The organism is Synechococcus sp. Cruz-7E5, from assembly GCF_024345995.1.
Classification (GTDB): domain Bacteria; phylum Cyanobacteriota; class Cyanobacteriia; order PCC-6307; family Cyanobiaceae; genus Regnicoccus_A.
The window spans coordinates 298,144-320,040 of sequence record NZ_JAGQCE010000001.1; the positions used below are offsets into that span (position 1 = coordinate 298,144).

Genomic DNA, 21,897 nt, shown 5'->3' on the forward strand with positions numbered 1-21,897 from the left:
GGATGGAACTGATCGGCGTGGATCTGGGGGGCACCGCCATCAAGCTCGGCCGCTTCGATGCCAGCGGCGCCTGCCTGGCCGAACTGGAATGCCCCACCCCCCGGCCAGCCCTGCCCGGTGCGGTCTGCACGGCACTGGTGGAGGCGATCACGGCCGTGGACCCTGCTGGCCTGGCCGGTCGGGTTGGGATCGGCCTGCCCGGACCGATGGACCGCAGCGGCCGGGTTGCACGGGTCTCGATCAACCTGCCCGGCTGGCACAACGTTCCCCTGGCCGACTGGCTGGAGCCCCAGCTGGACCGACGGGTCGTCCTGGCCAACGACGCCAACTGCGCCCTGCTGGGGGAGGCCTGGCTGGGCGCGGCCCGCGGCCGGAGCGACGTGCTGCTGCTCACCCTGGGCACGGGCGTGGGCGGCGCGGCCCTGCTGGGAGGCCAGCTGTTCACCGGCCGCGACGGAGCGGCGATCGAGCCCGGTCTGATCGGCGTGGATCCGGACGGTCCGCCCTGCCGCAGCGGCAACCGGGGCTCGCTCGAGCAGTTCTGCAGCATCACGGGGCTGGGGCGGCTGAGCCCGCTGGACCCGGCCGAGCTCTGCCGCCGCGCCGAATCCGGGGATGGCGAGGCGCAGGCAGTGTGGGAGCGCTACGGCCGCTGGCTGGGCATCGGCCTCAGTTCGCTGCTCTATGTGCTCACACCGGAGCTTGTGTTGATCGGCGGCGGCCTCAGTGCCGCCAGCGACCACTTCCTGCCGGCGGTGTGGCGGGAGGTGGAGGAGCGGGTGCTGCCGGAGAGCCGCCAGGGCCTGGAGATTCGCCGCTGCGCCCTCGGAAACGGCGCCGGACGGCTGGGGGCCGTGCGGCTGGCCATAGATGCTCTACCGGCCTGAGCCAGCTCGGTGCTGCTGGAACAGCCGGTGCGGCTGAAATGATGGGTCGATGGCTTCCATTCCATCCGGCGTCCCCGATCCCAGTCCCGAGCTGCTCAGCCGGGCCGGCGCCGTTCGCCGTGCCGCCATGGCCCTGGGCCAGGCCTCGGATGATCAGCGGCGCCAGGCCCTGAGCGCCATGGCCCAGGCTCTGGAGCAGGACACCGGCACGATCGTGGCCGCCAACGCTGCCGACCTGGAAGCGGCGGCGGCCGAGCAGCTGGCACCGGCCCTGGTGGCGCGCCTCAGGCTCGACGCCGCGAAGCTGTCAGGCGCCATCGATGGAGTCCGCCAGCTGGCGGACCTGCCCGATCCGGTCGGCCGCCGCCAGCTCCGCACCGAACTGGATCAGGGCCTGGTGCTCGAGCGGATCACGGTGCCCCTGGGGGTGGTGGGGGTGATCTTCGAGGCGCGCCCCGATGCCCTGATCCAGATCGCGGCCCTGGCGATCCGCTCCGGTAACGGTGCCCTGCTCAAGGGAGGGCGCGAGGCCAGCCGCAGCTGCGCGGCGATCTTCGCGACCCTGCAGCATGGCCTGGCGGCAAGCGCAGTGGATCCGGCTGCCCTCGCCCTGCTCACCACCCGCCAGGAGAGCCTGGGACTGCTCAAGCTCGATGGCCTGGTGGATCTGATCATCCCCAGGGGCTCGAACGAGCTGGTGCGCTTCATCCAGGACCACACCCGCATTCCCGTGCTTGGCCATGCCGATGGGGTCTGCCACCTGCTGGTCGACCGCGCCGCGGATCCCGACCAGGCCCTGCGCCTGGCCATCGACAGCAAGACCCAGTACCCGGCTGCCTGCAACGCGATCGAAACCCTGCTGGTGCATCGCGAGGCGGCTGCCGCCTTCCTGCCGCTGGCCATCGCCGCCTTCGCCGCTGCGGCGGTGGAACTGCGGGGCTGCCCCTTGGCCTGTGAGCTGGGGGTGGCCATTGCAGCCAGCGACGACGACTGGGGCCGGGAATTCTCCGATCGGATCCTGGCGGTGAAAGTGGTGGCCAGCCTCGAGGAGGCCCTGGAGCACATCGCCCGTCACGGCTCCCGCCACACCGACGCCATCTGCACGAACGATCCCGAGGCGGCCCGGCGCTTCCTCGCCGCCGTCGACAGCGCCGGGGTATTCCTCAACTGTTCCACCCGCTTCGCCGATGGCTTCCGCTACGGCTTCGGCGCCGAAGTGGGCATCAGCACCCAGACCCTGCCACCGCGTGGGCCGGTGGGGCTGGAGGGGCTGGTCACATATCGCTATCACCTGCGCGGTGAAGGCCACATCGTGGCCGACTACGCCAGCGGCAAGAGCCGATTCACGCACCGCCGCCTGCCCCTATGAGCCCTCCGGCCAAGCCACTGCACCCATCCCTGCCCGGCCGTGAGGCGATCCATGTGCAAGGGCTGCGGCTCTGGGCGCACGTGGGTGTGCTGGAGCAGGAAAGGGACCTGGGCCAATGGTTCGAGCTTGCCTTCAGCCTCTTCCACGACCTGGGCCCCGCAGGCCGAAGCGATGATCTGGCCCTCAGCCTTGATTACGGCCTGGCGATCCAGGCCCTGCAGGAGCAGGCGCGACTGGTCCGCTGTCTCACCCTCGAGCACTACGCCGAGCGGATCATGGAGCGGATCGAGCAGCTCTACGGGCCCGTGACCCAGCGCGTGATCCTGACCAAATGCGCAGCCCCGGTGAGCGGCTTCAGCGGCCTGGTGCAGGTGGAGCGCTGGCGCCATGCGCCCGCGGCAGGCTGAGCCGATGACCGTCCCGCCTCTGGTGCTGGTGCATGGGCTCTGGGATTCGCCCCGCCTGTTCCGGCGCCTTGAGCAGCACCTGGCGGGAGCCCGCGATCCGCTGCTGGTTCCCCACCTGAGTCACCGGCTCGGTGCCACCCCCCTGCTGGACCTGGCAGAGCGGCTGGGGAAGGCCATCGAAGCAAGGTTCGGAGCCGAGGAACCGATCGATCTGCTCGGCTTCTCGATGGGCGGGGTGATCGCCCGTTGCTGGTTGCAGCTGCTCAGCGGCGAGAAGCGCACCCGTCGCTTCATCAGCGTGGCCAGCCCGCAGCAGGGCACGCTCACGGCCCAGCCCTGGCCGGCGTTCCTGCTGGGGGGAATCGCAGACATGAAACCAGGCAGTCCGCTGCTGCGCCGACTCAACGATGATCCCAACGCCCTGGCCGGGGTGGAGTGCCTGAGCCTCTATACCCCCACCGACCAGGTGGTGGTGCCTGGCTGGAAGGCGGTCCTGCCATTCGGGCCGGCCAGGCCCCTGCCGGTTTGGCTGCACCAGAACGTGCTCAGCGCGCCGGCGTCGCTGGAGGTGATACATCGCGAATTGCTCCGCCCCTGACCACCTCCAGCAGCACTGATCAGGCCGCCACCAGACCCGAGTGGCGGATCAGGGCCTCCGGCGAGGGAGCCCGGCCGCGGAAGGCCTCAAACACCTCGGCGGGGCTGCGGCTGCCGCCGAGGCTGAGCACCGTGTCGCGGAAACGGCGGCCCGTGCTCTGAACAGCTGGCTCATTCCCCAGACCCACCTCCTCGAAGGCGCTGAAGGCGTCGGCGCTGAGCACCTCGGCCCACTTGTAGGAGTAGTAGCCGGCGGAGTAGCCCCCCGCGAAGATGTGGCTGAAGGCGCAGAGGAAGCAGTCTTCCGGGATGGGGGGCAGCACCGTGGTGGTGCGGGCGATCTGCCTGCGCAGATCCTCGGGGCTCTGGCCCGAGGCGGGAGTCCAGGCGCTGTGCAGGCGCAGGTCGACCAGGGCGAAATGCACCTGGCGCAGGGTGGCGCTGCCGCCCATGAAGGTGCGCGCCGCCAGCAGCTTGGCGAACTCCGCCTCGGGCAGGGGCTCACCGGTCTGCCAGTGATGGGCCATGCCCAGCAGCGTGGCCCGGTCGTAGCACCAGTTCTCCATGAACTGGCTCGGCAGTTCCACCGCGTCCCACTCCACATGGTTGATGCCCGCCGCCTGAGGCCGCTCCACGGTGGTGAGCATGTGCTGGAGCCCGTGTCCGAATTCATGGAAGAGCGTCTCCACCTCCTCGAAGGTCATCAGGCTGGGGGTCTCACCCACCGGCGGGCTCTGGTTGCAGATCAGGTAGGCCACCGGCAGCACCGGATCTCCAGCGGCATCAATGGAGCGACCGAGGCAATCGTCCATCCAGGCTCCACCACGCTTGCTGCCGGGGCGGCTGTAGGGATCGAGGTAGAACCCGGCGATGGGCTGCCCGCTGCCGGCATCGAAGACCCGGAAGAAGTGGACATCGTCATGCCAGACCGGTGCCTCGCCATCGGCGGCTTCGATGCGGATGCCGAACAGGCGGCCGCAGAGGGCGAACAGGCCATCGAGCACCCGCGGCAGGGGGAACCAGGGGCGCAGGGCCTCACCATGCAGATCGAAGCTCTCGCGGCGCAGCACCTCGGCCCAGAAGCTCACATCCCAGGGTTTGAGCTCGCTGGCTTCAGGGGCGCCCTGGCGCTCGGCGCAGGCGGCCAGGGCCTGCAGCTCCCGTTCCGCAGCCGGGTAGGAGGCCGCGCGCAGATCCTCCAGCAGGCGTTCCACCGCGTCCACAGACTCCGCCATCTTCGAAGCCAGGCTCACCTCGGCCCAGTTGGCGTAACCCAGCCGCACGGCCTGCTCGCGCTTGATGGTGAGGATGCGCTCGATCAGGGGACGGTTGTCGAGATCACCGGTTGAGGCACGGCTCACCTGGGCCTTGTACAGCCGCTCGCGCAGGTCGCGGCGGCGGCTGTATTTGAGAAAGGGCATGGCCCGGGGTATGTCCAGCCCCAGCAGCCAGGGACCGGCCTCGGCGCTGGCCTGGCTGCCATCGGGCCCGTTCAGCCCCGCCTCCCGCGCCGCCTGGGCCAGCAGCTGGCGCAGGCTTTCAGGCAGTCCCTCCACCTCGTCCGGCGTGTTCAGGGCCAGGGTCCAGCCGTTGGTGGCATCGAGCACGTGGTTGCCGAAGCGGGTGGCGAGCTGGGCGAGCTCCTCACTGGCGGCATTGAAGGCCGCCTGGACCTCCCCCTCCAAGGCCACGCCCCGCAGCTGCATCTCCAGCAGTTCGGCCGCGAGGATCCTCTCCTGGGTGGCATCGAGGGGCAGGCGGCCAGCATTGTGCTGCTCCTGGAGCTGCTCCAGGGCCCGGTACACAGTGCGGCTCTGGCCGGCGCGATTGCCGAAGGCCACCACGGCCCCTTGCTGACTCTGGTGCGCCTCCCGCAGCTCGGGGCTGTTGCAGACGCCATTGAGATGGGTGACCACACCCCAGCTCCAGCGCAGGCGCTCCCCCAGCCGCTGGAGAGGATCCATCACCTCCGCCCAGCCAAGGGGTTCATCCGAGGCCAGGGCCAGCTCCAGGCGCTGCTCCAGCTCGCTCAGGCCGGCATTGAGCTCGTCGAGCAGGCCAGGGATCTGCTGGCTCACCTGCTCGGGAGTGATGGCCAAGAAGTCGGGAAGGCCTTCGCCGCGTAGCAGAGGGGGCGCAAGCAGGGAGGCGCTCATGGACGTGAACCGCGTCAATGGGCCCATTCCAGCGGATCAGCGCCACTGAGGCGGTTCAACCGAGAGCGGAAATCCGCCCGATCGCCATCACGCTGGGGTTGCTGAGCCCTTCCGCCAGGGCGGTTGTGGTGGCCCCATAAAAGTCGATCGCCAGGCGGGGCCAGAAGCCGATCGCCAGGGTGGGCACCAGCAGGCAGAGGCCGATCACCAGCTCCCTGGGCTTCATGTCGCCCACCACAGCCAGCGCCGGAATCCTGGGTCCGAAGAACACCCTGCGGCAGAGCGAGAGCAGGTAGACGGGTGTGAGCACAAGGCCGATCGCCGCCAGCACGATCGTGACCACTCGAAAGGGCACGGTGAAACCATCGTTGGCGGTGATTCCCAGGAAGACGGTGATCTCGCTGATGAAGCCGCTCATGCCAGGCAGAGCCAGGGAGGCGAGCGAACTGGCCAGGAAGAAGGCGAAGGTGATCGGCAGCGCCTTGGCCAGCCCCCCCATGTTCGGGATCGAGAGGGTCTTGGTGCGCTCGTAGAACACCCCCGTCACGAAGAACATTGAGGCGGCGATCAGTCCGTGGCTGATCATCTGCAGCATCGCCCCGCTCATGCCGAGGCTGTCGATGGCACCGATGCCGAGCAACACAAAGCCCATGTGACTCACCGAGCTGCAGGCGATCCTGCGTTTGACGTTGTCCTGGGCAAAGGCATTCAGTGCCCCATAGATGATGTTGACGATGCCCAGCACCACCAGGGCCGGCGCCAGCTGGACATGGGCATCTGGGAGCATCTGCACGTTGAAGCGCAGCAGGGCATAGCCGCCCATCTTCAGCAGCACCCCCGCCAGCAACATCGACACCGGGGCATTGGCCTCACCATGGGCATCGGGCAGCCAGGTGTGCAGGGGGAACATCGGCAACTTCACCCCGAAGCCGATCAGGAAACCCAGATAACAGAGCAGTCCGAAACTGCCGCCATAGGAGCGCTGGCTGAGTTCCTGCAGGTTGAGGGTGAAGCCATCGCCGCCCAGGGCCAGGGCCAGACCGCTGATCAGGATCAGCAGCGAGGCGGTGGCGGTGTAGAGAATGAATTTGGTGGCGGCGTACTGGCGCTGGCTTCCGCCCCAGATCGCGATCAGCAGGTAGACCGGTACCAGCTCCAGTTCCCAGGCCAGGAAGAAGAGCAGAAAGTCCTGGGACAGAAACACCAGCGACTGGGCCGAGGCCTGCAGCAGCAGCAGGCCGAAATAGAGCTGGGTCTTGCGGTTCACGTTCCAGCTGGCCGCCACCGCCAGCAGGGTGACCAGTCCGCTGAGCACCACCAGGGGGGCCGAGAGGCCATCAGCTCCGAGCGACCACTCCAGACCGAGCAGGGGGACCCAGGGCACCCGCTCCACCAGCTGCAGGCCGCTCAGTCCACCGTCAAAACGCTGGCTGAACACCCACATCATCAACAGCAGGTCGGCCAGCAGCACCACCAGGGCGATGGTGCGGGGCGCGCGTGGATCAGTGCCGTCGCCGGGGAGCAGCGGCATCAGCAGGGCGCCTGCCGCCGGCAACAGGGCGATCAGGCTGAGCCAGGGAAAGGAAGCAGGCAGGCCGGACGCAACTGTGAGGGGCAGAGTGGCGTCCATTCGAGACTGCGGAAGGGTCGGTTGTAGCCGGATGAACCGGCTTTCGGGCACTGAATGTATCAGTTAGGTAGTTGTACTCACGAGCACCTGCTCAGGGGCGGTCGGGGAGGTCGTGCCAGCGGCTGCCGCTCACCTGCACCCGCAGTACTTCGGCCCGGGAGGCGACCCCCTCCCGCTCCCAGGCCGACACCATCGCCCGGCTCACGGCAGGGGCATGGTCGGCGCTGGCCAGAGCCAGCAGGCTCGGCCCGGCGCCACTGATCACGCAGCCCCAGGCTCCGGCGTCGAGAGCCGCCTGGCGCACCTGGCGTCCCCCCTGGATCAACCCCCAGCGGTAGGGCTCATGCAGCCGGTCGTGCATGCCGTCGGCGATCAGATCGCCATTGCCGGTGCGCAGACCCTGCAGCAGCAGGGTGAGCGAGCCCAGGTTGACAACGGCGTCGGCAATCGGAATCAGCTTGGGCATCACCCGCCTTGCCTCGCTGGTGGAGAGCCGGATGGCCGGAATCACCACCACCGCCTTGACACTCTCCTGCCATTCACAGCGCACCACCCGCCAACGGTGCGAGGCCGCCCGGGCGGTCATGCAGAGACCACCCAGCAGCGAAGGAACGACATTGTCGGGATGCCCCTCGATGTCGATGGCCAGCTCCAGCAGTTTCTCCTTGCTCAGGGGTTCCCCCACCAAAGCGTTGGCGCCGATCAGGCCGGCCACGATCGCCGTGGCGCTGCTGCCCAGACCGCGGGCCGGGGGAACTGCGAGCCGCACCCGGGCCTCGAGCGCCACCGGCTGCTGGCCCGCCTCCTTCCACACCCGCTGGGCCGAGCGGTAGACGAGGTTGTCCGGTCCACCGCGCAGGTGAGCTCCCTCGCTGCCTTCAATCAGCAGATCGAAGCGTTCACCGTCACCCTCGATGCAGCGCAGCTCGAAGCGGTTGTTCAGCTCCAGGGCCGCCCCGAGGCAATCGAATCCTGGACCCAGGTTGGCGGTGGTCGCCGGCACATCAACCTGTACACCCTGCCCGATGCGGGGCCTCACCATCACAACCTTTCTGCTCGGGTCAGTGTCCCATCCGCCCGTCCAGTCTCAGTCCAGCAGCATCCGCGCCCTGCAGGCGGCACTGAAGAGGCCGGCCTCTGGATCGATCAGGGCCCGCAGCGGGATCTGCTGCAGCACCGGGGTCAGCCGGCCCTTGGCCGCCAAGGGGCCGAGAAAGGCCTGGGAGCGCAGCTGGGGCAGCAGCTTGGCGGCGGTGCCACCCCCCAGCCAGAGCCCACCGCGGCACAGGCTCTGCAGGGCCAGATCCCCCGCCACGCAGCCGTAGGCACCCAGCCAGAGATCGAGAGCCGCAGCGGCGGTTGGATCGCCACTGGCGGCAGCGGCGGCCACCAGTGCCGGCAGATCGGGGCGTTCCGCCTCCCCGCGGAGCTCGGCCAGGGCCCAGGCCCCTGCCGCCTCCGCCAGCCCATGGGGAGCGCCGGACCCGGCCTCGTGCAGGAACCAGCGGAAGACATGGCCCAGGCCGGTGCCACTGACGATCCGCTCGATCGAGACCCGCTCCAGAGACAGATCGTGCTGCAGCCACTGCTTCAGCCGCCACTCCCGCTCCAGCCGCGGCGCGAATTCAGCATGGGCAGCCTCACTGGCCAGCGCGATCAGGCCCTGGGCTCCGGGCACTCCGATGGCCACGCCAAGGCCCGTGCCCGCCCCGAGGATCGCCAGGGGTCCTGGCTGGGCCACTCCTTCTCTCACCACCGCCTGCTGGTGCTCCCCCAGGTGCGGCAGCCCGTAAATCAACACGGCGAAGTCGTTGACCAGCTCCAGGCGCCTGAGTCCGCACTCGTCCGTCAGCTGCCGTTCGTTCAGCTCCCAGGGCAGGTTGGTCAGGCGCACCAGGCCGTCCTGCACCGGCCCGGCAATCGCCAGACAGCCATGACTGGGGGCCTCGGATCCGGCTGGGCCGCCGGCGAGGAACTGGCGTACCAGGGCCGGGAAGTCGTCCCAGGCGGCGGAGACGAAGCGCTCACAGCGGAGCTGCACCAGCCCTCCCGCCTCCAGCCGGTAGGTGGCCAGCAGGGTCTTGGTGCCACCGATGTCGCCAGCCAGCAGGGTGGTCAAGATGCCGTCGCCGGCTCCAGGACAAGGCCGGCCCCACGGGTCTCGCCGGCGGATCGGGCCGCGGCCACCAGGTTCGCGACCGCCACGCTGCCGAGGTCACCGTCGCGGCGGGAGCGGAGGCTGACGCTGCCCAGCTCCGCCTCCTTGGCGCCGATCACAGCCAGCACGGGAATCTTCTGCTGCTCCCCCTGGCGAATCAACTTGCCGAGGCGTTCGCCACTGCGATCGATGACGGCACGCACACCCGCGGAGCGGAGCTGGGCCAGCACCTCTTCTGCATAGGGAATCACCTCATCGGTTACCGGCAGCAAACGCACCTGCTCGGGGGCAAGCCAGAAGGGGAAATCGCCGGCATAGTTCTCGACCATGATCCCGAAGAACCGCTCCAGCGATCCGAAGATGGCCCGGTGAATCATGATCGGCCGCTGGCGGCTGCCATCGGCCGCCACATATTGGAGATCGAAGCGCTCGGGCAGGTTGAAGTCGAGCTGGATCGTGGAGCACTGCCACATCCTGCCGATGGCGTCCTCGATCTTGATGTCGATCTTGGGTCCGTAGAACGCTCCGCCACCCTCATCCACCTTGTAGGGCCAGCCCTTGCGCTCGAGTGCCTCAATCAGGCCAGCGGTGGCCAGCTCCCAGACAGCATCCTCACCGATCGACTTCTCCGGACGGGTGGAGAGATTCACCTCATAGGTGTGAAAGTCGAAGCTGGAGAGGATCGTTTCAGTGAGGTTGAGCACTCCGAGAATCTCATCGCCGATCTGCTCGGGCAGGCAGAAGATGTGGGCGTCGTCCTGGGTGAAGCCGCGCACGCGCATCAGCCCGTGCATCACGCCCGGGCGCTCGTAGCGGTAGACCGTGCCCAGCTCGGCCCAGCGGATCGGCAGCTCGCGGTAGGAGCGCAGGGTGCTGGCATAGGTGAGCACGTGGAACGGGCAGTTCATCGGCTTGAGCTGATACTGACGCTCATCCACCTCCATCGGCCCGAACATGCTCTCGCTGTAGAAGTCGAGGTGGCCTGAGGTTTTCCACAGGCTCAGGTCGGCCACGTGTGGGGTGTAAAGCAGGTCGTAGCCAGCCGCGAAGTGGGCCTGGCGCCAGTAATCCTCAATCAGCAGGCGCATGCGGGCGCCGCGGGGATGCCAGAACACCAGACCAGCGCCGGCCTCATCTTCGATCGAGAACAGCTGCAGGTCGGTGCCGAGGCGGCGGTGATCGCGGCGCAGTGCTTCCTGCTTGCGGTGCTTGTATTCCGCCAGCTGCTCCGGCGTCTGCCAGGCGGTGCCGTAGATGCGCTGCAGCTGTGCCCTGTTTTCATCGCCGCGCCAGTAGGCCCCGGCCACGCTCTCCAGTTCGAAGGCTTTGGGATTCAGTTCGCTGGTGTTGGCCACGTGGGGCCCGGCGCAGAGGTCCCACCATTCCTCGCCCAGGGTGTAAAGGGTGATCGGCTCCTGGATCCCCGCCAGGATCTCGAGTTTGTAGGGCTCGTTCTGCGACCTGATGCGCGCCTCAGCTTCCTCTCGGCTCACCTCGAGGCGTTGCAGCGGCAGCTTGCGGGCAATGATCTTGCCCATCTCCTTCTTGATCGCCTTGAGATCGGCCTCCGTGAAGGGGTCGGGATTGTCGAAGTCGTAGTAGAAGCCGGTCTCGGTCCAGGGGCCGATCGTGACCTGGGCACTGGGGAAGAGCTTCTGCACCGCCATGGCCAGCACGTGGCTCATGGAATGGCGAATCCGCAGCAGCTCCGGGCTCTCGCTCGTGCGCGGCAGGCGCATCCGGGTGACTTCGCCTGCCGGGAGCGTCGACGGAGATGGGGACACGGAATCGGGCCAGGCCAGGGTCGATCCTACGCATCGGTTTCAGCCCTGCCGCCCGATCAATTCCTAAGGTTGGCTGGTGAGTGATCTTCCCTCCACACCGGATGCGACCCCCATGCCGGCCGCTGCGGGCGAGCTGCTCGACCAGCTGCTGGGCTCGCTGCTGCTGGATTTCGACTTCTGGTTCGATCGGGGGCTGCTGTTGCTCCAGCACTGCCCGGAGAACGTGCTCGGCGCCGGCGAGCAGGAGGCTCTCGCCCAGCGCCTGGTCGATGCCCGCAAGGAGCTGATTGCCGCCAGGACCCTGCGCTCAGCCGCCCCGGTGAGCATGGCCCTCGACATGCAGGCCATGGCTCCCTGGCACCGCCTGGTGCTGAACGTCTGGACCCTGTCGGCGGAACTGCGCCAGGCCGGTGTGGTGCTGCCTGAGCTGCCTAGAGCGACCCAACCTTGAAACGACCAGCAGCCCCTGGGATTCGCCAGCAGCGGCGTCAGGTGGCACCCGGCTACCTGCTCTGGGCCCTCGGCCTCTTCGGGGTCTGCGGCCTGCAGCGCTTCTATGCCCGCAAACCCCTGAGCGGCACGCTCTGGTTGCTCACCTTCGGCCTCTGCTACATCGGTCAGCTGGTGGATCTGTTCCTGATCCCGGAGCTGGTGGATCAGGCCAACCAGCCGCTCCAGCTCCAGGAAGCGCTGGAGGCCCTGGAGGCCGGCGACCCCACGAATGCCCTGCCGCCGCTGGACCGCCAGTTGCTGGCCCTGGCCAGACGTGCCGGGGCCGCTGGCTTCACTTACAACGATGCCCTGCTGGAGTGTCAGCTTTCCCGTGACACCCCGCGTGAACGGGTGCGCGAAGAAATTGAGCGCCTTCTCCACGACGATCTGCTCGACGTGGGCAACGACGAACGGGGCCGGGTGGTCTACCGGGAGCCCTGATCAGACGAGCTGGCCGTCAGCCAGTCGCAGAGTCGGCTGCTTGAGCTGCTCGTTGAAGAAGCGGCGCAGCTGGCCGGCCGCCTTGACCGGTTGGCCGTAGGCACTGCCGCCGTGGTGCAAGGGGAAGGACGCCCATTCACCAGCCAGGCGCGCCATCGCCTCATCACAGAGCTGGCCCCTGTCAATCGCCGCCAGGGCGCCACGCTGATCAGCCAGATAGAGGGCTGCCTGGTCCTGGTTGGCGGGCCCGAAGCCGCGCAGACCGAGACGGCGACTGGCCGCCTCCCAGGTGGCTGGCAGCATCTGGTATGCCCCGGCGGCGGCACTGGCGTAGCGCTTCACCACCACTGTGTCGGGGTGACGCTCCAGGGAGGACACCAGCTCGCCGCCGTAGAGGGTGCGGTAGCCATCGGGGGAACCATTCGCCCAGGTGCCCTCGGCGTAGCGGATCGTGGCCAGCAGGGCCCGCCGTTGGCGGGTGAGGGGATAGCGAACTGCAGTCGGGGCAGGTGCACGGACCGTGACAGTTGGAGCTGCAGGACGCGGTTGCGCAGCTGTTGCCGGCTTGGAGGCAAGCGGAGGGGGTGTGGGCAGCGTCGGCGGAACGGCAGCCAGAGCAGCGCCATAGCGGCTGGAGATCAGCGAAGGCAGGACCAGCAGCAGAGCGGTGCTGCCGAGGGCCTGGATGGTTCCGCGGGGTGCTGATGTTCCCTTACCAACCATGCCGTATCAAATTCTTAAAGTTTGCAAAATTGTGATGGTTGAAACACCTATCCGGCGCCGACTGCCTGGCGGGCTGGACAAATGGGGCGCTGCCGTGCTTTTCAATCCACCCGCGAGGTCATCACGCGCCGAAGCAGGCGCCAGCACAGGTGCCCCCATTACTTCAGCTACCACACCCGCCTGGATCGACAAGCCCCCGCCGACGGCTTGAATGATCAGTGCCACTGATCCAGTTCAGGGCAGTGATCAGCGTGCCGGCAGAAATCCCATCGCCGTGCGCACCCGCTCCAGAGATGCCTCGGCCACCGCGCTGGCACGCTCCCGACCACTGCGCAGGACCTGATCGAGGTAGCCCGGCTCGGCGAGGATCTCGTCGTAGCGCTCCTGCAGGGGACGAAGGGCCTCCACGGCCGCCTCGGCCAGCAGGGGTTTGAACTGGCCCCAGCCCATCTGGGCGCACTGCCGTGCAGCGGCCTCTCGGCCCACCCCACTCAGCAGCGCATACAGCCCCAGCAGATTGTCTGCCTCAGGCCGCTCGGGGTTGCCGAACTCCAACCCCATCACCGGATCGGTCTTGGCCCGTTTGATCTTGCGGGTGATCAACTCGGGGGGATCGAGCAGGTTGATGCGAGAACCCTCATTGGGGTCGCTCTTGCTCATCTTGCTGCGACCATCCACCAGGCTCATCACCCGGGCCCCTTCAGCCAGGATCAATGGCTCCGGCACCTTCAGCAGCGGCCGCTCTTCGGGTGCGAAGCGGGCGTTGATCCGTTGCTGGGCGATGTCGCGGGCCAGCTCCAGATGCTGCTTCTGGTCTTCGCCCACCGGCACCAGATCGGCGTCGTAGAGAAGGATGTCCGCCGCCATCAGCACGGGGTAATCCAGCAGACCCACTGAAACGTTCTCCCCCTGCTTGCGCGCCTTCTCCTTGAACTGGATCATCCGCTCCAGCCAGTTCAGAGGCGTGACGCAGTTCAGCAGCCAGGTGAGCTCACTGTGGGCCGCGACCTGGCTCTGCACAAAGACACTGGAGAGCTCAGGATCGATGCCGCTGGCCAGGTAAAGCGCAGCGGTGCGGCGCGTGTTCTCCGCCAGCTGCGCCGGATCGTGGGGAACGGTGATGGCATGTAGATCCACCACACAGAAAAACGTGTCGTGGTCGTGCTGAAGGCTGACCCAGTTGCGGATGGCTCCGAGCCAGTTGCCCAGGTGCAGTGCACCGGTGGGTTGGACACCGGAGAGAACCCTGGGCCTGCCGCTCACGGTTGCGTCTCAGCCGTTTCGGCGGGAGGAACGGACGGATCCGGGCTGTCCTGACTGACGACCTCGGCCTGGCTGGTGGCCTGCTCCGGTTCCGAGATCACCACCTCGAGGGCCTGTTCAGAAGGCTCGGCAGCCTCCGCGGCAACGAGCTCGGGGGCCTCGGCCTCCACCTCGGGGGCAGGGGCCTGGGGACGGCTGGGCCGCGCGAAGGGATCCGGACGGCTGGAGCGACGCTCACCACGACCCTCAGCAGGGGCACGCCGGGCCCGTTGCCCGTCGCGGGGGGCTGCCTCGTTTCGGGGAGCACCGCCCTGGGAACGGTGCTCCGCCAGCAGGGCATCCAGTTGACCCTGCTCCAGCAGCTGGGCCACGGTGCGGATCGAGAAACCGAGGGCCGCCACGGTGGAGCGAAGCTGGAAGGCCTCCTGAACGGCCTGGGCAGCCCTCAGCTCGTTGTCGCTCAGGCGGATGCGAAAGCCTCCGGCCTCCCGCTCACGGCCGCCGCCACCACCGCCACCGCCGCCGCGGCCGGTCTCGATGCGCCGGGCACGGGCGGGCTGGTCCTGCTCAGGCTGGGGCACTGCTGCTGTGTTCTCGTCGGCCATCGCCGGAGCCTTCAATCAGGGGGCAAGTGTGCCGCATCAACGGTTCATGGGGCCATCAGCCAGAGCATTCGGTGGGCTTCGGCGCTGCCGGAGCGGGCGAGAACCAGCAACGGCAACGGCCTTGGGCCGGACATGGCGAAAGCGTGCCGGTAACGGTCGAGAAAGGCGAGGTAGGCCTGCAGGGTCCAGCCGTGGTGGCCCCGCTCCTGGGCCTGCCAGTGGCGTTTCAGGGCCAGCCGGCAGGCCTCCTCACCGAACTCGCGCCAACAGTGGGCCTCAGCCGCCGCCGGGCTCAGGCCATCCCGGCAACAGCGGCGGAAGGCCTCCAGCTCGGGGGCCGCAGCCGTGCAATCCGGCGGCAACTCCGCCGCCAGCCGCTCCACCGCCAGCGCCTCAAGCCGCAACCAGCAGCGATCCAGGAGCAGCACCGGCAGACCCCCGTGCCAGTGCCGCTCCAGTTGCTGCAGCTGCAGAAACCGGGCCAGCTCCTGCTCCAGCCGGGGGGTGAGCATCAGACTGGCGGCCGGGGCCGTTTTAACCATGGCAAGGCCGCTCGACCTGACCAGTCTGGGGGTGATCCGGGCGGCCTGGGCAGGAGTGGGCGGCTGAGCTAGAGAGGCACTGCTTCGGCAGCGCCGCACCAACCTTGACAACCCCAGCCGACTCCACCGCTGCCGCCAGCTCCGCTGCCGGAGACCAGTCGCGGAGCTGGCGGCCTGGGATGCCCTGGATGCCGGCCGCCCTGGTGCTGGCCGGCGGTCTGCTTCTGGGCGACAGCCTGCACGGCAGTGTTTCCGGTGCCGTGGTGGTTGCCGCGGCGGCTGGGGGCCTGTGGTGGCTCAGCCGTGGCAAGGCCACGATCCAACCCAGGCTTCCCTCCAGCTGGAGCGGCTGGATCGAGCGCTGCGACGGGCTGCTGAATCAGTTTGAGCAGCTCCAGCCCACGCAGAACGATCCGGCGGCCGCCGCCGAACAGGAGAGCCGGCGGCTGCAGCTGCAGCAGCTGCGCGAACGTCAGCCGCGACAGCGGCTGCAGGTGGGTCTGGCCGGGGTCTCTCTGCCGCCACAGAGCCTGCAGCCTGAGCTGATCCGTGCACTCAAGGCCCCCCTGCCCCTCTGCCTGCACTGGGGCCATCCACTGCCGAGCCACAGCCCCGACTGGAGCTGGCCCCTGCTGTTCCAGCAGTGCGACCTGCTGCTCATTCACCTGGAGACCCCCCTTAGAGCGGCGGATCTGCGCTGGCTCGAATCCCTGCCCAGGGGCCAGGCCGTGTTCTTGCTGGTGGCGCGCCCCGGCCCAGGACCACAGCCGGATCTCGAGCAGGAGTTGCGCGCCCAGCTGCCCGCGACACTCGCCAATCAGGTCATCCTCTGGAGCGGCGAGGAGAACCAACTCAGCCGTGCTCTTGAACCCTGCAGCCGGATGCTGCGCGCCAGCGGCAGGGCCATGTTGCTGCAGACCGAACTGCGCTGCCTCGAGAGCCTGCACGGCGACTGGCAAGCCAGGCTGGAAGTTCTACGCCGGGGGCGTCTCGATGGCCTGGTGAGACGCACCCAGTGGCTGGTGGCCGGCGGGGTGTTCGCGGCCCCCATGCCCAGCGTCGATGTGCTGGTGCTGGCGGTGGCCAATGGACTGATGCTCAAGGAAATGGCCGAGCTCTGGGATTGCCCCTGGCAACTGGCTCAGTTGCGCGAGGCCGCGACCGAGCTGGCCAAGGCGGCCCTGGCCCTGGGAGTGACGGAGTGGACCAGCCAGGCCTTGCTCTCGGCCATGCGCCTGGAGGGCACCACCTGGCTGGTGGGGGGGGCGCTGCAGGCCCTTAGCGCCGCCTATCTCACCCGTGTGGTGGCCCATGCCATGGCCGACGTGCTCGCCCTCTCCTGCGGTGTGCCCGAAATGGATCTGCAGGTTCTGCGGCAGCAGGCCCCCCTGCTGGTGGCCAGGGCCGCGGAAGCTGAGCGGCTCGACTGGATGGGGTTCCTCAGCCAGGGGCAGACCTGGTGGCGCAGCCAGGCGAGCCGGGGACTGGAAGCAGCAGGCTGAAGCCCGCAATTAAAATATCTTCATGAAGTCTTGATGAAGATGTTCATGAAGTTCTTTTTAAGCGGGAAACGTTTCAAGGCTTTCGCTGGCCAGATGGAAGGCTTTGCTTAACGTCAATGGGTGCCCATAACGGCCAGTCCCAGAATCAGCGCCCTGAGCCTGATCTGGAACTGATCACCTGGGTTAATCCATCCCGTCCTCATTCCTCCAATGACCACGGCCGTTCGCAGCGGACGCGCTGGCAACTGGGAAAACTTCTGTCAGTGGGTCACCTCCACCGATAACCGCATTTATGTCGGTTGGTTCGGTGTGCTGATGATCCCCTGCCTCCTGGCAGCCACCATCTGCTTCATCATTGCCTTCATCGCCGCTCCCCCCGTCGACATCGATGGCATCAGGGAGCCCGTCGCAGGATCATTCCTGTATGGCAACAACATCATCTCCGGCGCCGTTGTTCCTTCCAGCAACGCCATCGGCCTGCACTTCTACCCGATCTGGGAAGCCGCCAGCCTCGACGAGTGGCTCTACAACGGCGGGCCCTACCAGCTGGTGGTCTTCCACTTCCTGATCGGCATCTCCTGCTACATGGGCCGCCAGTGGGAACTCTCCTACCGCCTCGGCATGCGTCCCTGGATCTGCGTGGCCTATTCGGCACCCCTCTCGGCCGCGTTCGCCGTGTTCCTGATCTACCCCTTCGGTCAGGGCTCCTTCTCCGACGGCATGCCCCTCGGCATCTCCGGCACCTTCAACTTCATGCTGGTGTTCCAGGCTGAGCACAACATCCTGATGCACCCATTCCACATGCTGGGTGTGGCTGGAGTGTTCGGCGGCTCCCTGTTCTCCGCCATGCACGGTTCACTTGTCACCAGCTCCCTGGTGCGTGAAACCACCGAGAGCGAGAGCCAGAACTACGGCTACAAGTTCGGCCAGGAGGAAGAGACCTACAACATCGTGGCTGCCCACGGTTACTTCGGTCGCCTGATCTTCCAGTACGCCTCCTTCAACAACAGCCGCAGCCTGCACTTCTTCCTGGCTGCATGGCCGGTTGTCGGCATCTGGTTCACCTCCCTGGGCGTGAGCACGATGGCCTTCAACCTGAACGGCTTCAACTTCAACCAATCGATCCTGGATTCCCAGGGCCGGGTGCTCAACACCTGGGCCGACGTGCTCAACCGGGCCAACCTCGGGTTCGAGGTGATGCACGAGCGCAACGCCCACAACTTCCCGCTGGATCTGGCTGCCAGCGAGATCGTGCCCCTGGCGCTGACCGCCCCCTCCATCGGCTGATCCCAGCTCAGCCCCAAGGGGCCACAGCCAGAATCAGCTCAGCCCCTGCCACCGGCGGGGGTTTTTTGTTGCAGATGCTCTGATCGCTGTGCCGTTTCTGCGACCGACGTTTCTGCGATCGGCGTTTCTGCGATCGGCGTTTCTGCAATCGAAGTGACTGAGATCGACCTGACTGCGATCGCCGCTGCTGCATCCGTGGCTTGTAGATTTGCATCTTGATGAGCAGGGTCTTTGGTCGCTCGGATCGGCGCTGACGGAAGGGCCAAAAGCCGGCATCGTTCCTATGGGTCTCTGGTCCTGCTGGTCGCAGCCACGGTGCTGGCAGCCCTGACCAGTTGCCGCGGCACAGGCCCCGGGGCCTCCTCCCCCAGCACCGGCGCGGACCAGGACCGTCCCCTGGTGATCACCACCTTCACCGTGCTGGCCGACATGGCCAGCAACGTGGCCGGCGATCACCTGCGGGTGGAATCAATCACCAAGCAGGGGGTGGAGATCCACGGCTACGAGCCCACCCCCGGCGATCTGCGCCGGGTCGAGGGGGCCATCCTTCTGCTGGAGAACGGCCTGAACCTGGAGCGCTGGAGCGATCGCTTCCTGGCAGGGATGCCAGAACTGAAACGAGCCACCCTCACCGCTGGGATCACCCCCCTGCCGATCACAGAGGATGCCTATCGGGGAAAACCCAATCCCCATGCCTGGATGTCCCCCCGCCTCGCAGAGATCTACGTGGAGAACATCCGCCAGGCCTTCAGCCAGCTCGATCCGGCCAACGCCGAGGATTACCGCCGCCGCGCCGAGGCCTACCGCGGCCAGCTGAGGGCCCTCGACCAGGAGTTGCGTCGGGAACTGGCCACGATCCCGCCGCCCAGGCGGGTGCTGGCCAGTTGCGAGGGGGCCTTCACCTACCTGGCAAAGGACTACGGCCTCGATGAGGCCTACCTCTGGCCGGTGAACTCCGAATCCCAGGTCACCCCCCAGCGGATGGCGCGGCTGATCGCCACCGTGCGCCAGCGTCAGGTGCCGGCGGTGTTCTGCGAGAGCACTGTCAGCGACAAGGTGCAGCGCCAGGTGGCCGAGCAGACGGGCGCCCGCTTCGGTGGTGTGTTCTACGTCGATTCGCTCTCCTCGCCCCAGGGAGAAGCGCCGACCCTGCTGCAGCTGCAGCGCCACAACGTCCGCACCCTGATCCAGGGCCTGAAGGGAGGGAGCTGAACCCATGGCCACCCACCCGGATCTGGCCCCCAACGCCGAGCGCATCCGCGTCAGCCACCTCTGTGTGAGCTACCACGGGGTCGTGGCCCTGCATGAGGTGTCCCTGCGGGTGAATGCCGGCAGCATCTGTGGCCTGGTGGGTACCAACGGCGCCGGCAAATCAACCCTGTTCAAGGCGCTGATGGGCTTTGTGCGGCCCTCCCAGGGGGAAATCAGCATCAATGGCCTGCCGTTGCGCCAGGCGCTGCGCCGCCAGGCGGTGGCCTACGTGCCCCAGATGGAGAGTGTGGACTGGAACTTCCCGATCCACGTGGCCAACGTGGTGATGATGGGTCGCTACGGCGGCATGAACCTGCTGCGCATTCCCGGCCGTGACGACCACCGGGCCGTGCGTGAGAGCCTCGAGCGGGTGGAGCTCTGGCCCCTGCGCCATCGTCAGATCGGTGAACTCTCCGGCGGTCAGCGCAAGCGGGCCTTCCTGGCGCGGGCCCTGGCCCAGGGTGCATCCGTGCTGCTGCTCGATGAACCTTTCGCCGGCGTCGACATCCGCACGGAGCGGCTGATGATCGAACTGTTCCAGCAGTTCCGCGCCGAGGGCCGCAGTCTGCTGATCTCCACCCACGACCTCTCCCATGTCACTGGCTTCTGTGATGAGGTGGTGCTGATCAACAAGACGGTCCTGGCCTACGGCGACACCTCCGAGGTGTTCACCGAGGAGAACCTGGCCCGTACCTTCGGCGGCAGCCCGGCGCAGTTGCTCACCAGCCCTGGCCTCGAGCCGCGCCCTGAACCGGGAAGCGAACCCTGGAGGAGCGAGCCCTGATGGATCCCCTGCTCTGGCTGCTGGAGCCCCTGCGCCACGACTTCATGGTGCGGGCCCTGCTGGTGAGTGCGCTGGTGGCTGGCGTCTGCGGGCTGCTCTCCTGCTTCATGACCCTCAAGGGCTGGGCCCTGATGGGGGATGCGGTGTCGCACGCGGTGATGCCGGGCGTGGTGATCGCCTATGCGCTCAACCTGCCTTTCGCCCTGGGCGCCTTTGTCTTCGGGGTGGGCTCGGTGGCGGCGATCGGCTACATCAAGCAGATGACCCGGATCAAGGAAGACACGGTGATCGGGCTGGTGTTCACGGGATTCTTCGCGCTCGGCCTCACCCTGGTCTCGAAGGTGCGCAGCACCTTCGACCTCACCCACATCCTCTTCGGCAACGTGCTGGGGATCAGCGGCGAGGACATCCGTCAGACGGTGTTGATCAGCCTGCTGGTGCTGCTGGTTCTGCTGCTGTTCCGGCGCGATCTGATCCTGTTCTGCTTCGACCCCACCCACGCCCGCTCGATCGGCGTGAACACCGGCTTCCTCCACTACCTGCTGCTCTCGGCTCTCTCCCTGGCGGCGGTGGCCGGACTGCAGACCGTGGGCATCATCCTGGTGGTGGCGATGCTGGTGACACCTGGAGCCACCGCCTACCTGCTCACCGACCGCTTTGACCGCATGACCTGGATCGCGATCGGCTCGGCGATTCTCTCCAGTGTGCTGGGCATCTACTGGAGTTACTGGATGGATGCCTCCACAGCCGGCTGCATCGTGCTGGTGCAGACAGGGCTGTTTCTGCTCAGTTTCCTGTTCGCACCACGGCACGGCCTGCTGGCCCAGCAGCGTCGTTGACAGCTGTGGAGCAGCCAAGGCCCAGCCAGAGCTGGCCCTGGTGGCCCCTGCTGCCCCTCTACCCCTACGGCCGCCGTCGCACCCTGGTGCGCACGCTCATTCCCGGGCAGGTGTGGAGTTTCGAGCAGCTGCAGGGAATTTTCTACGTGGCCGTGCCGATCCGGATGACGGTGCTGCGCCTGCGCAAGGGGCTGCTGCTTTACGCGCCGGTGCCCCCCACCGAAGAGCTGCTGGGGGAGCTGCGGGCCCTGGAGCGGCTCCACGGAGCGGTGCGCACGATCGTGCTGCCCACCAGCTCGGGCCTGGAGCACAAGCTGCCGGTGCCGGCCATGGCGCGGGCCTTTCCCGAAGCCGAGGTCTGGGTGAGTCCGCAGCAGTGGAGCTTTCCGCTGCCGCTGCCGCTGCCATGGCTGGGGTTTCCCCGCTCCCGTACCCGGGTGCTGTTTGCGGATGGGGTGCCCCATGGGGAGGAGCTCAGCTGGCATCCCCTCGGCCCCCTCCACCTGGGGACCGGCACCTTCATGGAGGTGGCCTGTCTGCACCAGTTCAGCGGAGCCCTGCTGGTCACCGACGCCCTGGTGGCGATCCCACCGGCGCCGCCCCAGCTGTTCGAGGCCGATCCCACACCGCTGCTCTTCCATGGCCGCGACCGAGGCGACCAGCCGTTGATCGACACCCCCGAGCAACGGCGGCGAGGCTGGTGGCGGATGGTGCTGTTCGCCTCCTACCTGCGCCCCGGTTCGGTGCAGGTTCCAGGTCTGAGGGAGGTGCTCAGCCAGGCGTGGCAACCGGGTCTGCGCCAGTCCAGGTCCTATTTCGGCCTGTACCCCTTTCGCTGGTCGCCAGGCTGGGAGGCGGAGTTCAAGGCTCTGCTGGGCTCCCGCGGCGAAGCCCGGTTACAGGTGGCACCGGTGCTGGAACGGCTGGTGTTCCCCCGCTGCCAGGAAGCCTTGCTCAGCTGGCTGGAGAGCCTCGCCGAGCTGGAGCCGCTGCGCTGGCTGGTGCCTGCCCATTACGACGCCCCAGTGGCCTGCTCCAAAGATGATCTGCTGAGCCTGGCCAAAAGCATTCGGCAACGACCATGGGCCAGCTCCGATGGTTCCTGGGCCTACCTGGCGAGCATCGATAGAACCCTGCTGCGCTGGGGCGTGGTGCCCAGCGAGCCAGGAGGCTGATCAGG

21 protein-coding genes are annotated in these 21,897 nt (G+C 67.5%); 12 read left to right on the forward strand and 9 right to left on the reverse strand.

What is annotated here, in order from left to right; all coding sequences use genetic code 11:
* Positions 1 to 2: 2 nt before the first annotated feature.
* Genes KBY77_RS01445 through KBY77_RS01460 form a run of 4 tightly spaced genes read left to right on the forward strand, consistent with a single transcriptional unit; the run spans position 3 to position 3,261 of the window.
* Positions 3 to 887, forward strand: coding sequence for an ROK family protein (locus tag KBY77_RS01445; protein ID WP_255101832.1), 885 nt, complete (start codon positions 3 to 5; stop codon positions 885 to 887).
* A gap of 49 nt (positions 888 to 936) precedes the next feature.
* Positions 937 to 2,256 carry a glutamate-5-semialdehyde dehydrogenase gene (locus KBY77_RS01450; protein WP_255101833.1) on the forward strand — a complete coding sequence of 440 codons (1,320 nt, stop codon included), beginning with the start codon at positions 937 to 939 and terminating at the stop codon, positions 2,254 to 2,256.
* Complete coding sequence (locus KBY77_RS01455; RefSeq protein WP_255101834.1) at positions 2,253 to 2,663, forward strand: dihydroneopterin aldolase; 411 nt, start codon at positions 2,253 to 2,255, stop codon at positions 2,661 to 2,663. Before KBY77_RS01450 ends, KBY77_RS01455 begins: the two co-directional genes overlap by 4 nt.
* A 4-nt stretch (positions 2,664 to 2,667) precedes the next feature.
* Complete coding sequence (locus KBY77_RS01460; RefSeq protein WP_255101835.1) at positions 2,668 to 3,261, forward strand: alpha/beta fold hydrolase; 594 nt, start codon at positions 2,668 to 2,670, stop codon at positions 3,259 to 3,261.
* A 19-nt stretch (positions 3,262 to 3,280) separates the two neighbouring features.
* Here the strand turns inward: KBY77_RS01460 and KBY77_RS01465 are convergent, their stop codons facing one another.
* The 5 genes from KBY77_RS01465 to thrS all read right to left on the reverse strand — a co-directional run bounded on the left by KBY77_RS01465 (position 3,281) and on the right by thrS (position 10,943).
* Entirely contained in the window at positions 3,281 to 5,416 is a 2,136-nt protein-coding gene (locus tag KBY77_RS01465; protein ID WP_255101836.1) for a M3 family metallopeptidase, read from the reverse strand.
* A 55-nt stretch (positions 5,417 to 5,471) separates the two neighbouring features.
* Entirely contained in the window at positions 5,472 to 7,046 is a 1,575-nt protein-coding gene (locus KBY77_RS01470; protein ID WP_255101837.1) for an NAD(P)H-quinone oxidoreductase subunit 4, read from the reverse strand.
* Positions 7,047 to 7,137: 91 nt separating this feature from the next.
* A complete protein-coding gene (gene thrB / locus KBY77_RS01475) occupies positions 7,138 to 8,088 on the reverse strand; it encodes a homoserine kinase (RefSeq protein WP_255101838.1) in 951 nt (316 codons plus the stop codon).
* Between the two features lie 45 nt (positions 8,089 to 8,133).
* Positions 8,134 to 9,165 (reverse strand): glucokinase, encoded by a 1,032-nt coding sequence (locus KBY77_RS01480; protein ID WP_255101839.1) that lies wholly within the window; start codon positions 9,163 to 9,165, stop codon positions 8,134 to 8,136.
* Positions 9,162 to 10,943, reverse strand: a complete 1,782-nt coding sequence (gene thrS / locus KBY77_RS01485) for a threonine--tRNA ligase (RefSeq protein WP_255102052.1) — start codon at positions 10,941 to 10,943, stop codon at positions 9,162 to 9,164. Before thrS ends, KBY77_RS01480 begins: the two co-directional genes overlap by 4 nt.
* 157 nt (positions 10,944 to 11,100) lie before the next feature.
* Between thrS and KBY77_RS01490 the strand changes: the two genes are divergently transcribed.
* Positions 11,101 to 11,439, forward strand: coding sequence for a DUF2605 family protein (locus tag KBY77_RS01490; RefSeq protein WP_255101840.1), 339 nt, complete (start codon positions 11,101 to 11,103; stop codon positions 11,437 to 11,439).
* Positions 11,436 to 11,921 (forward strand): TM2 domain-containing protein, encoded by a 486-nt coding sequence (locus KBY77_RS01495; RefSeq protein WP_255101841.1) that lies wholly within the window; start codon positions 11,436 to 11,438, stop codon positions 11,919 to 11,921. Before KBY77_RS01490 ends, KBY77_RS01495 begins: the two co-directional genes overlap by 4 nt.
* Here the strand turns inward: KBY77_RS01495 and KBY77_RS01500 are convergent, their stop codons facing one another.
* The 4 genes from KBY77_RS01500 to KBY77_RS01515 form a co-directional block, all read right to left on the reverse strand.
* Positions 11,922 to 12,644 carry a glycoside hydrolase family 104 protein gene (locus tag KBY77_RS01500; protein WP_255101842.1) on the reverse strand — a complete coding sequence of 241 codons (723 nt, stop codon included), beginning with the start codon at positions 12,642 to 12,644 and terminating at the stop codon, positions 11,922 to 11,924.
* A gap of 246 nt (positions 12,645 to 12,890) precedes the next feature.
* Positions 12,891 to 13,907 (reverse strand): tryptophan--tRNA ligase, encoded by a 1,017-nt coding sequence (gene trpS / locus KBY77_RS01505; protein WP_255101843.1) that lies wholly within the window; start codon positions 13,905 to 13,907, stop codon positions 12,891 to 12,893.
* A complete protein-coding gene (locus tag KBY77_RS01510; RefSeq protein ID WP_255101844.1) occupies positions 13,904 to 14,512 on the reverse strand; it encodes a hypothetical protein in 609 nt (202 codons plus the stop codon). The genes trpS and KBY77_RS01510 overlap by 4 nt, the downstream gene beginning before the upstream one ends.
* 44 nt (positions 14,513 to 14,556) lie before the next feature.
* Positions 14,557 to 15,054 carry a hypothetical protein gene (locus KBY77_RS01515; RefSeq protein WP_255101845.1) on the reverse strand — a complete coding sequence of 166 codons (498 nt, stop codon included), beginning with the start codon at positions 15,052 to 15,054 and terminating at the stop codon, positions 14,557 to 14,559.
* 104 nt (positions 15,055 to 15,158) lie between these two features.
* On the opposite strand from KBY77_RS01515, the gene KBY77_RS01520 reads away from it, so the two are divergent.
* From KBY77_RS01520 to KBY77_RS01545, 6 genes are all read left to right on the forward strand, one after another.
* Entirely contained in the window at positions 15,159 to 16,556 is a 1,398-nt protein-coding gene (locus tag KBY77_RS01520; protein ID WP_255101846.1) for a YcjF family protein, read from the forward strand.
* Positions 16,557 to 16,766: 210 nt separating this feature from the next.
* Entirely contained in the window at positions 16,767 to 17,843 is a 1,077-nt protein-coding gene (psbA, locus tag KBY77_RS01525; protein ID WP_255101847.1) for a photosystem II q(b) protein, read from the forward strand.
* A gap of 315 nt (positions 17,844 to 18,158) precedes the next feature.
* Positions 18,159 to 19,055 (forward strand): metal ABC transporter substrate-binding protein, encoded by an 897-nt coding sequence (locus KBY77_RS01530; protein ID WP_255101848.1) that lies wholly within the window; start codon positions 18,159 to 18,161, stop codon positions 19,053 to 19,055.
* A gap of 4 nt (positions 19,056 to 19,059) precedes the next feature.
* A complete protein-coding gene (locus KBY77_RS01535; protein WP_255101849.1) occupies positions 19,060 to 19,878 on the forward strand; it encodes a metal ABC transporter ATP-binding protein in 819 nt (272 codons plus the stop codon).
* The gene (locus tag KBY77_RS01540) at positions 19,878 to 20,717 is read left to right on the forward strand and encodes a metal ABC transporter permease (RefSeq protein ID WP_255101850.1); all 840 of its coding nucleotides are present in this window, start codon (positions 19,878 to 19,880) and stop codon (positions 20,715 to 20,717) included. Before KBY77_RS01535 ends, KBY77_RS01540 begins: the two co-directional genes overlap by 1 nt.
* The gene (locus tag KBY77_RS01545) at positions 20,714 to 21,892 is read left to right on the forward strand and encodes a DUF4336 domain-containing protein (RefSeq protein WP_255101851.1); all 1,179 of its coding nucleotides are present in this window, start codon (positions 20,714 to 20,716) and stop codon (positions 21,890 to 21,892) included. The genes KBY77_RS01540 and KBY77_RS01545 overlap by 4 nt, the downstream gene beginning before the upstream one ends.
* Positions 21,893 to 21,897: the final 5 nt, after the last annotated feature.

Coding starts and splice junctions, on each gene's coding strand:
- KBY77_RS01445 (WP_255101832.1), top strand. CDS start 3: ATGGAACTGATCGGCGTGGATCTGGGGGGCACCGCCATCAAGCTCGGC.
- KBY77_RS01450 (WP_255101833.1), top strand. CDS start 937: ATGGCTTCCATTCCATCCGGCGTCCCCGATCCCAGTCCCGAGCTGCTC.
- KBY77_RS01455 (WP_255101834.1), top strand. CDS start 2,253: ATGAGCCCTCCGGCCAAGCCACTGCACCCATCCCTGCCCGGCCGTGAG.
- KBY77_RS01460 (WP_255101835.1), top strand. CDS start 2,668: ATGACCGTCCCGCCTCTGGTGCTGGTGCATGGGCTCTGGGATTCGCCC.
- KBY77_RS01465 (WP_255101836.1), bottom strand. CDS start 5,416: ATGAGCGCCTCCCTGCTTGCGCCCCCTCTGCTACGCGGCGAAGGCCTT.
- KBY77_RS01470 (WP_255101837.1), bottom strand. CDS start 7,046: ATGGACGCCACTCTGCCCCTCACAGTTGCGTCCGGCCTGCCTGCTTCC.
- thrB (WP_255101838.1), bottom strand. CDS start 8,088: ATGGTGAGGCCCCGCATCGGGCAGGGTGTACAGGTTGATGTGCCGGCG.
- thrS (WP_255102052.1), bottom strand. CDS start 10,943: ATGCGCCTGCCGCGCACGAGCGAGAGCCCGGAGCTGCTGCGGATTCGC.
- KBY77_RS01490 (WP_255101840.1), top strand. CDS start 11,101: ATGCCGGCCGCTGCGGGCGAGCTGCTCGACCAGCTGCTGGGCTCGCTG.
- KBY77_RS01500 (WP_255101842.1), bottom strand. CDS start 12,644: ATGGTTGGTAAGGGAACATCAGCACCCCGCGGAACCATCCAGGCCCTC.
- KBY77_RS01510 (WP_255101844.1), bottom strand. CDS start 14,512: ATGGCCGACGAGAACACAGCAGCAGTGCCCCAGCCTGAGCAGGACCAG.
- KBY77_RS01515 (WP_255101845.1), bottom strand. CDS start 15,054: ATGGTTAAAACGGCCCCGGCCGCCAGTCTGATGCTCACCCCCCGGCTG.
- psbA (WP_255101847.1), top strand. CDS start 16,767: ATGACCACGGCCGTTCGCAGCGGACGCGCTGGCAACTGGGAAAACTTC.
- KBY77_RS01535 (WP_255101849.1), top strand. CDS start 19,060: ATGGCCACCCACCCGGATCTGGCCCCCAACGCCGAGCGCATCCGCGTC.
- KBY77_RS01540 (WP_255101850.1), top strand. CDS start 19,878: ATGGATCCCCTGCTCTGGCTGCTGGAGCCCCTGCGCCACGACTTCATG.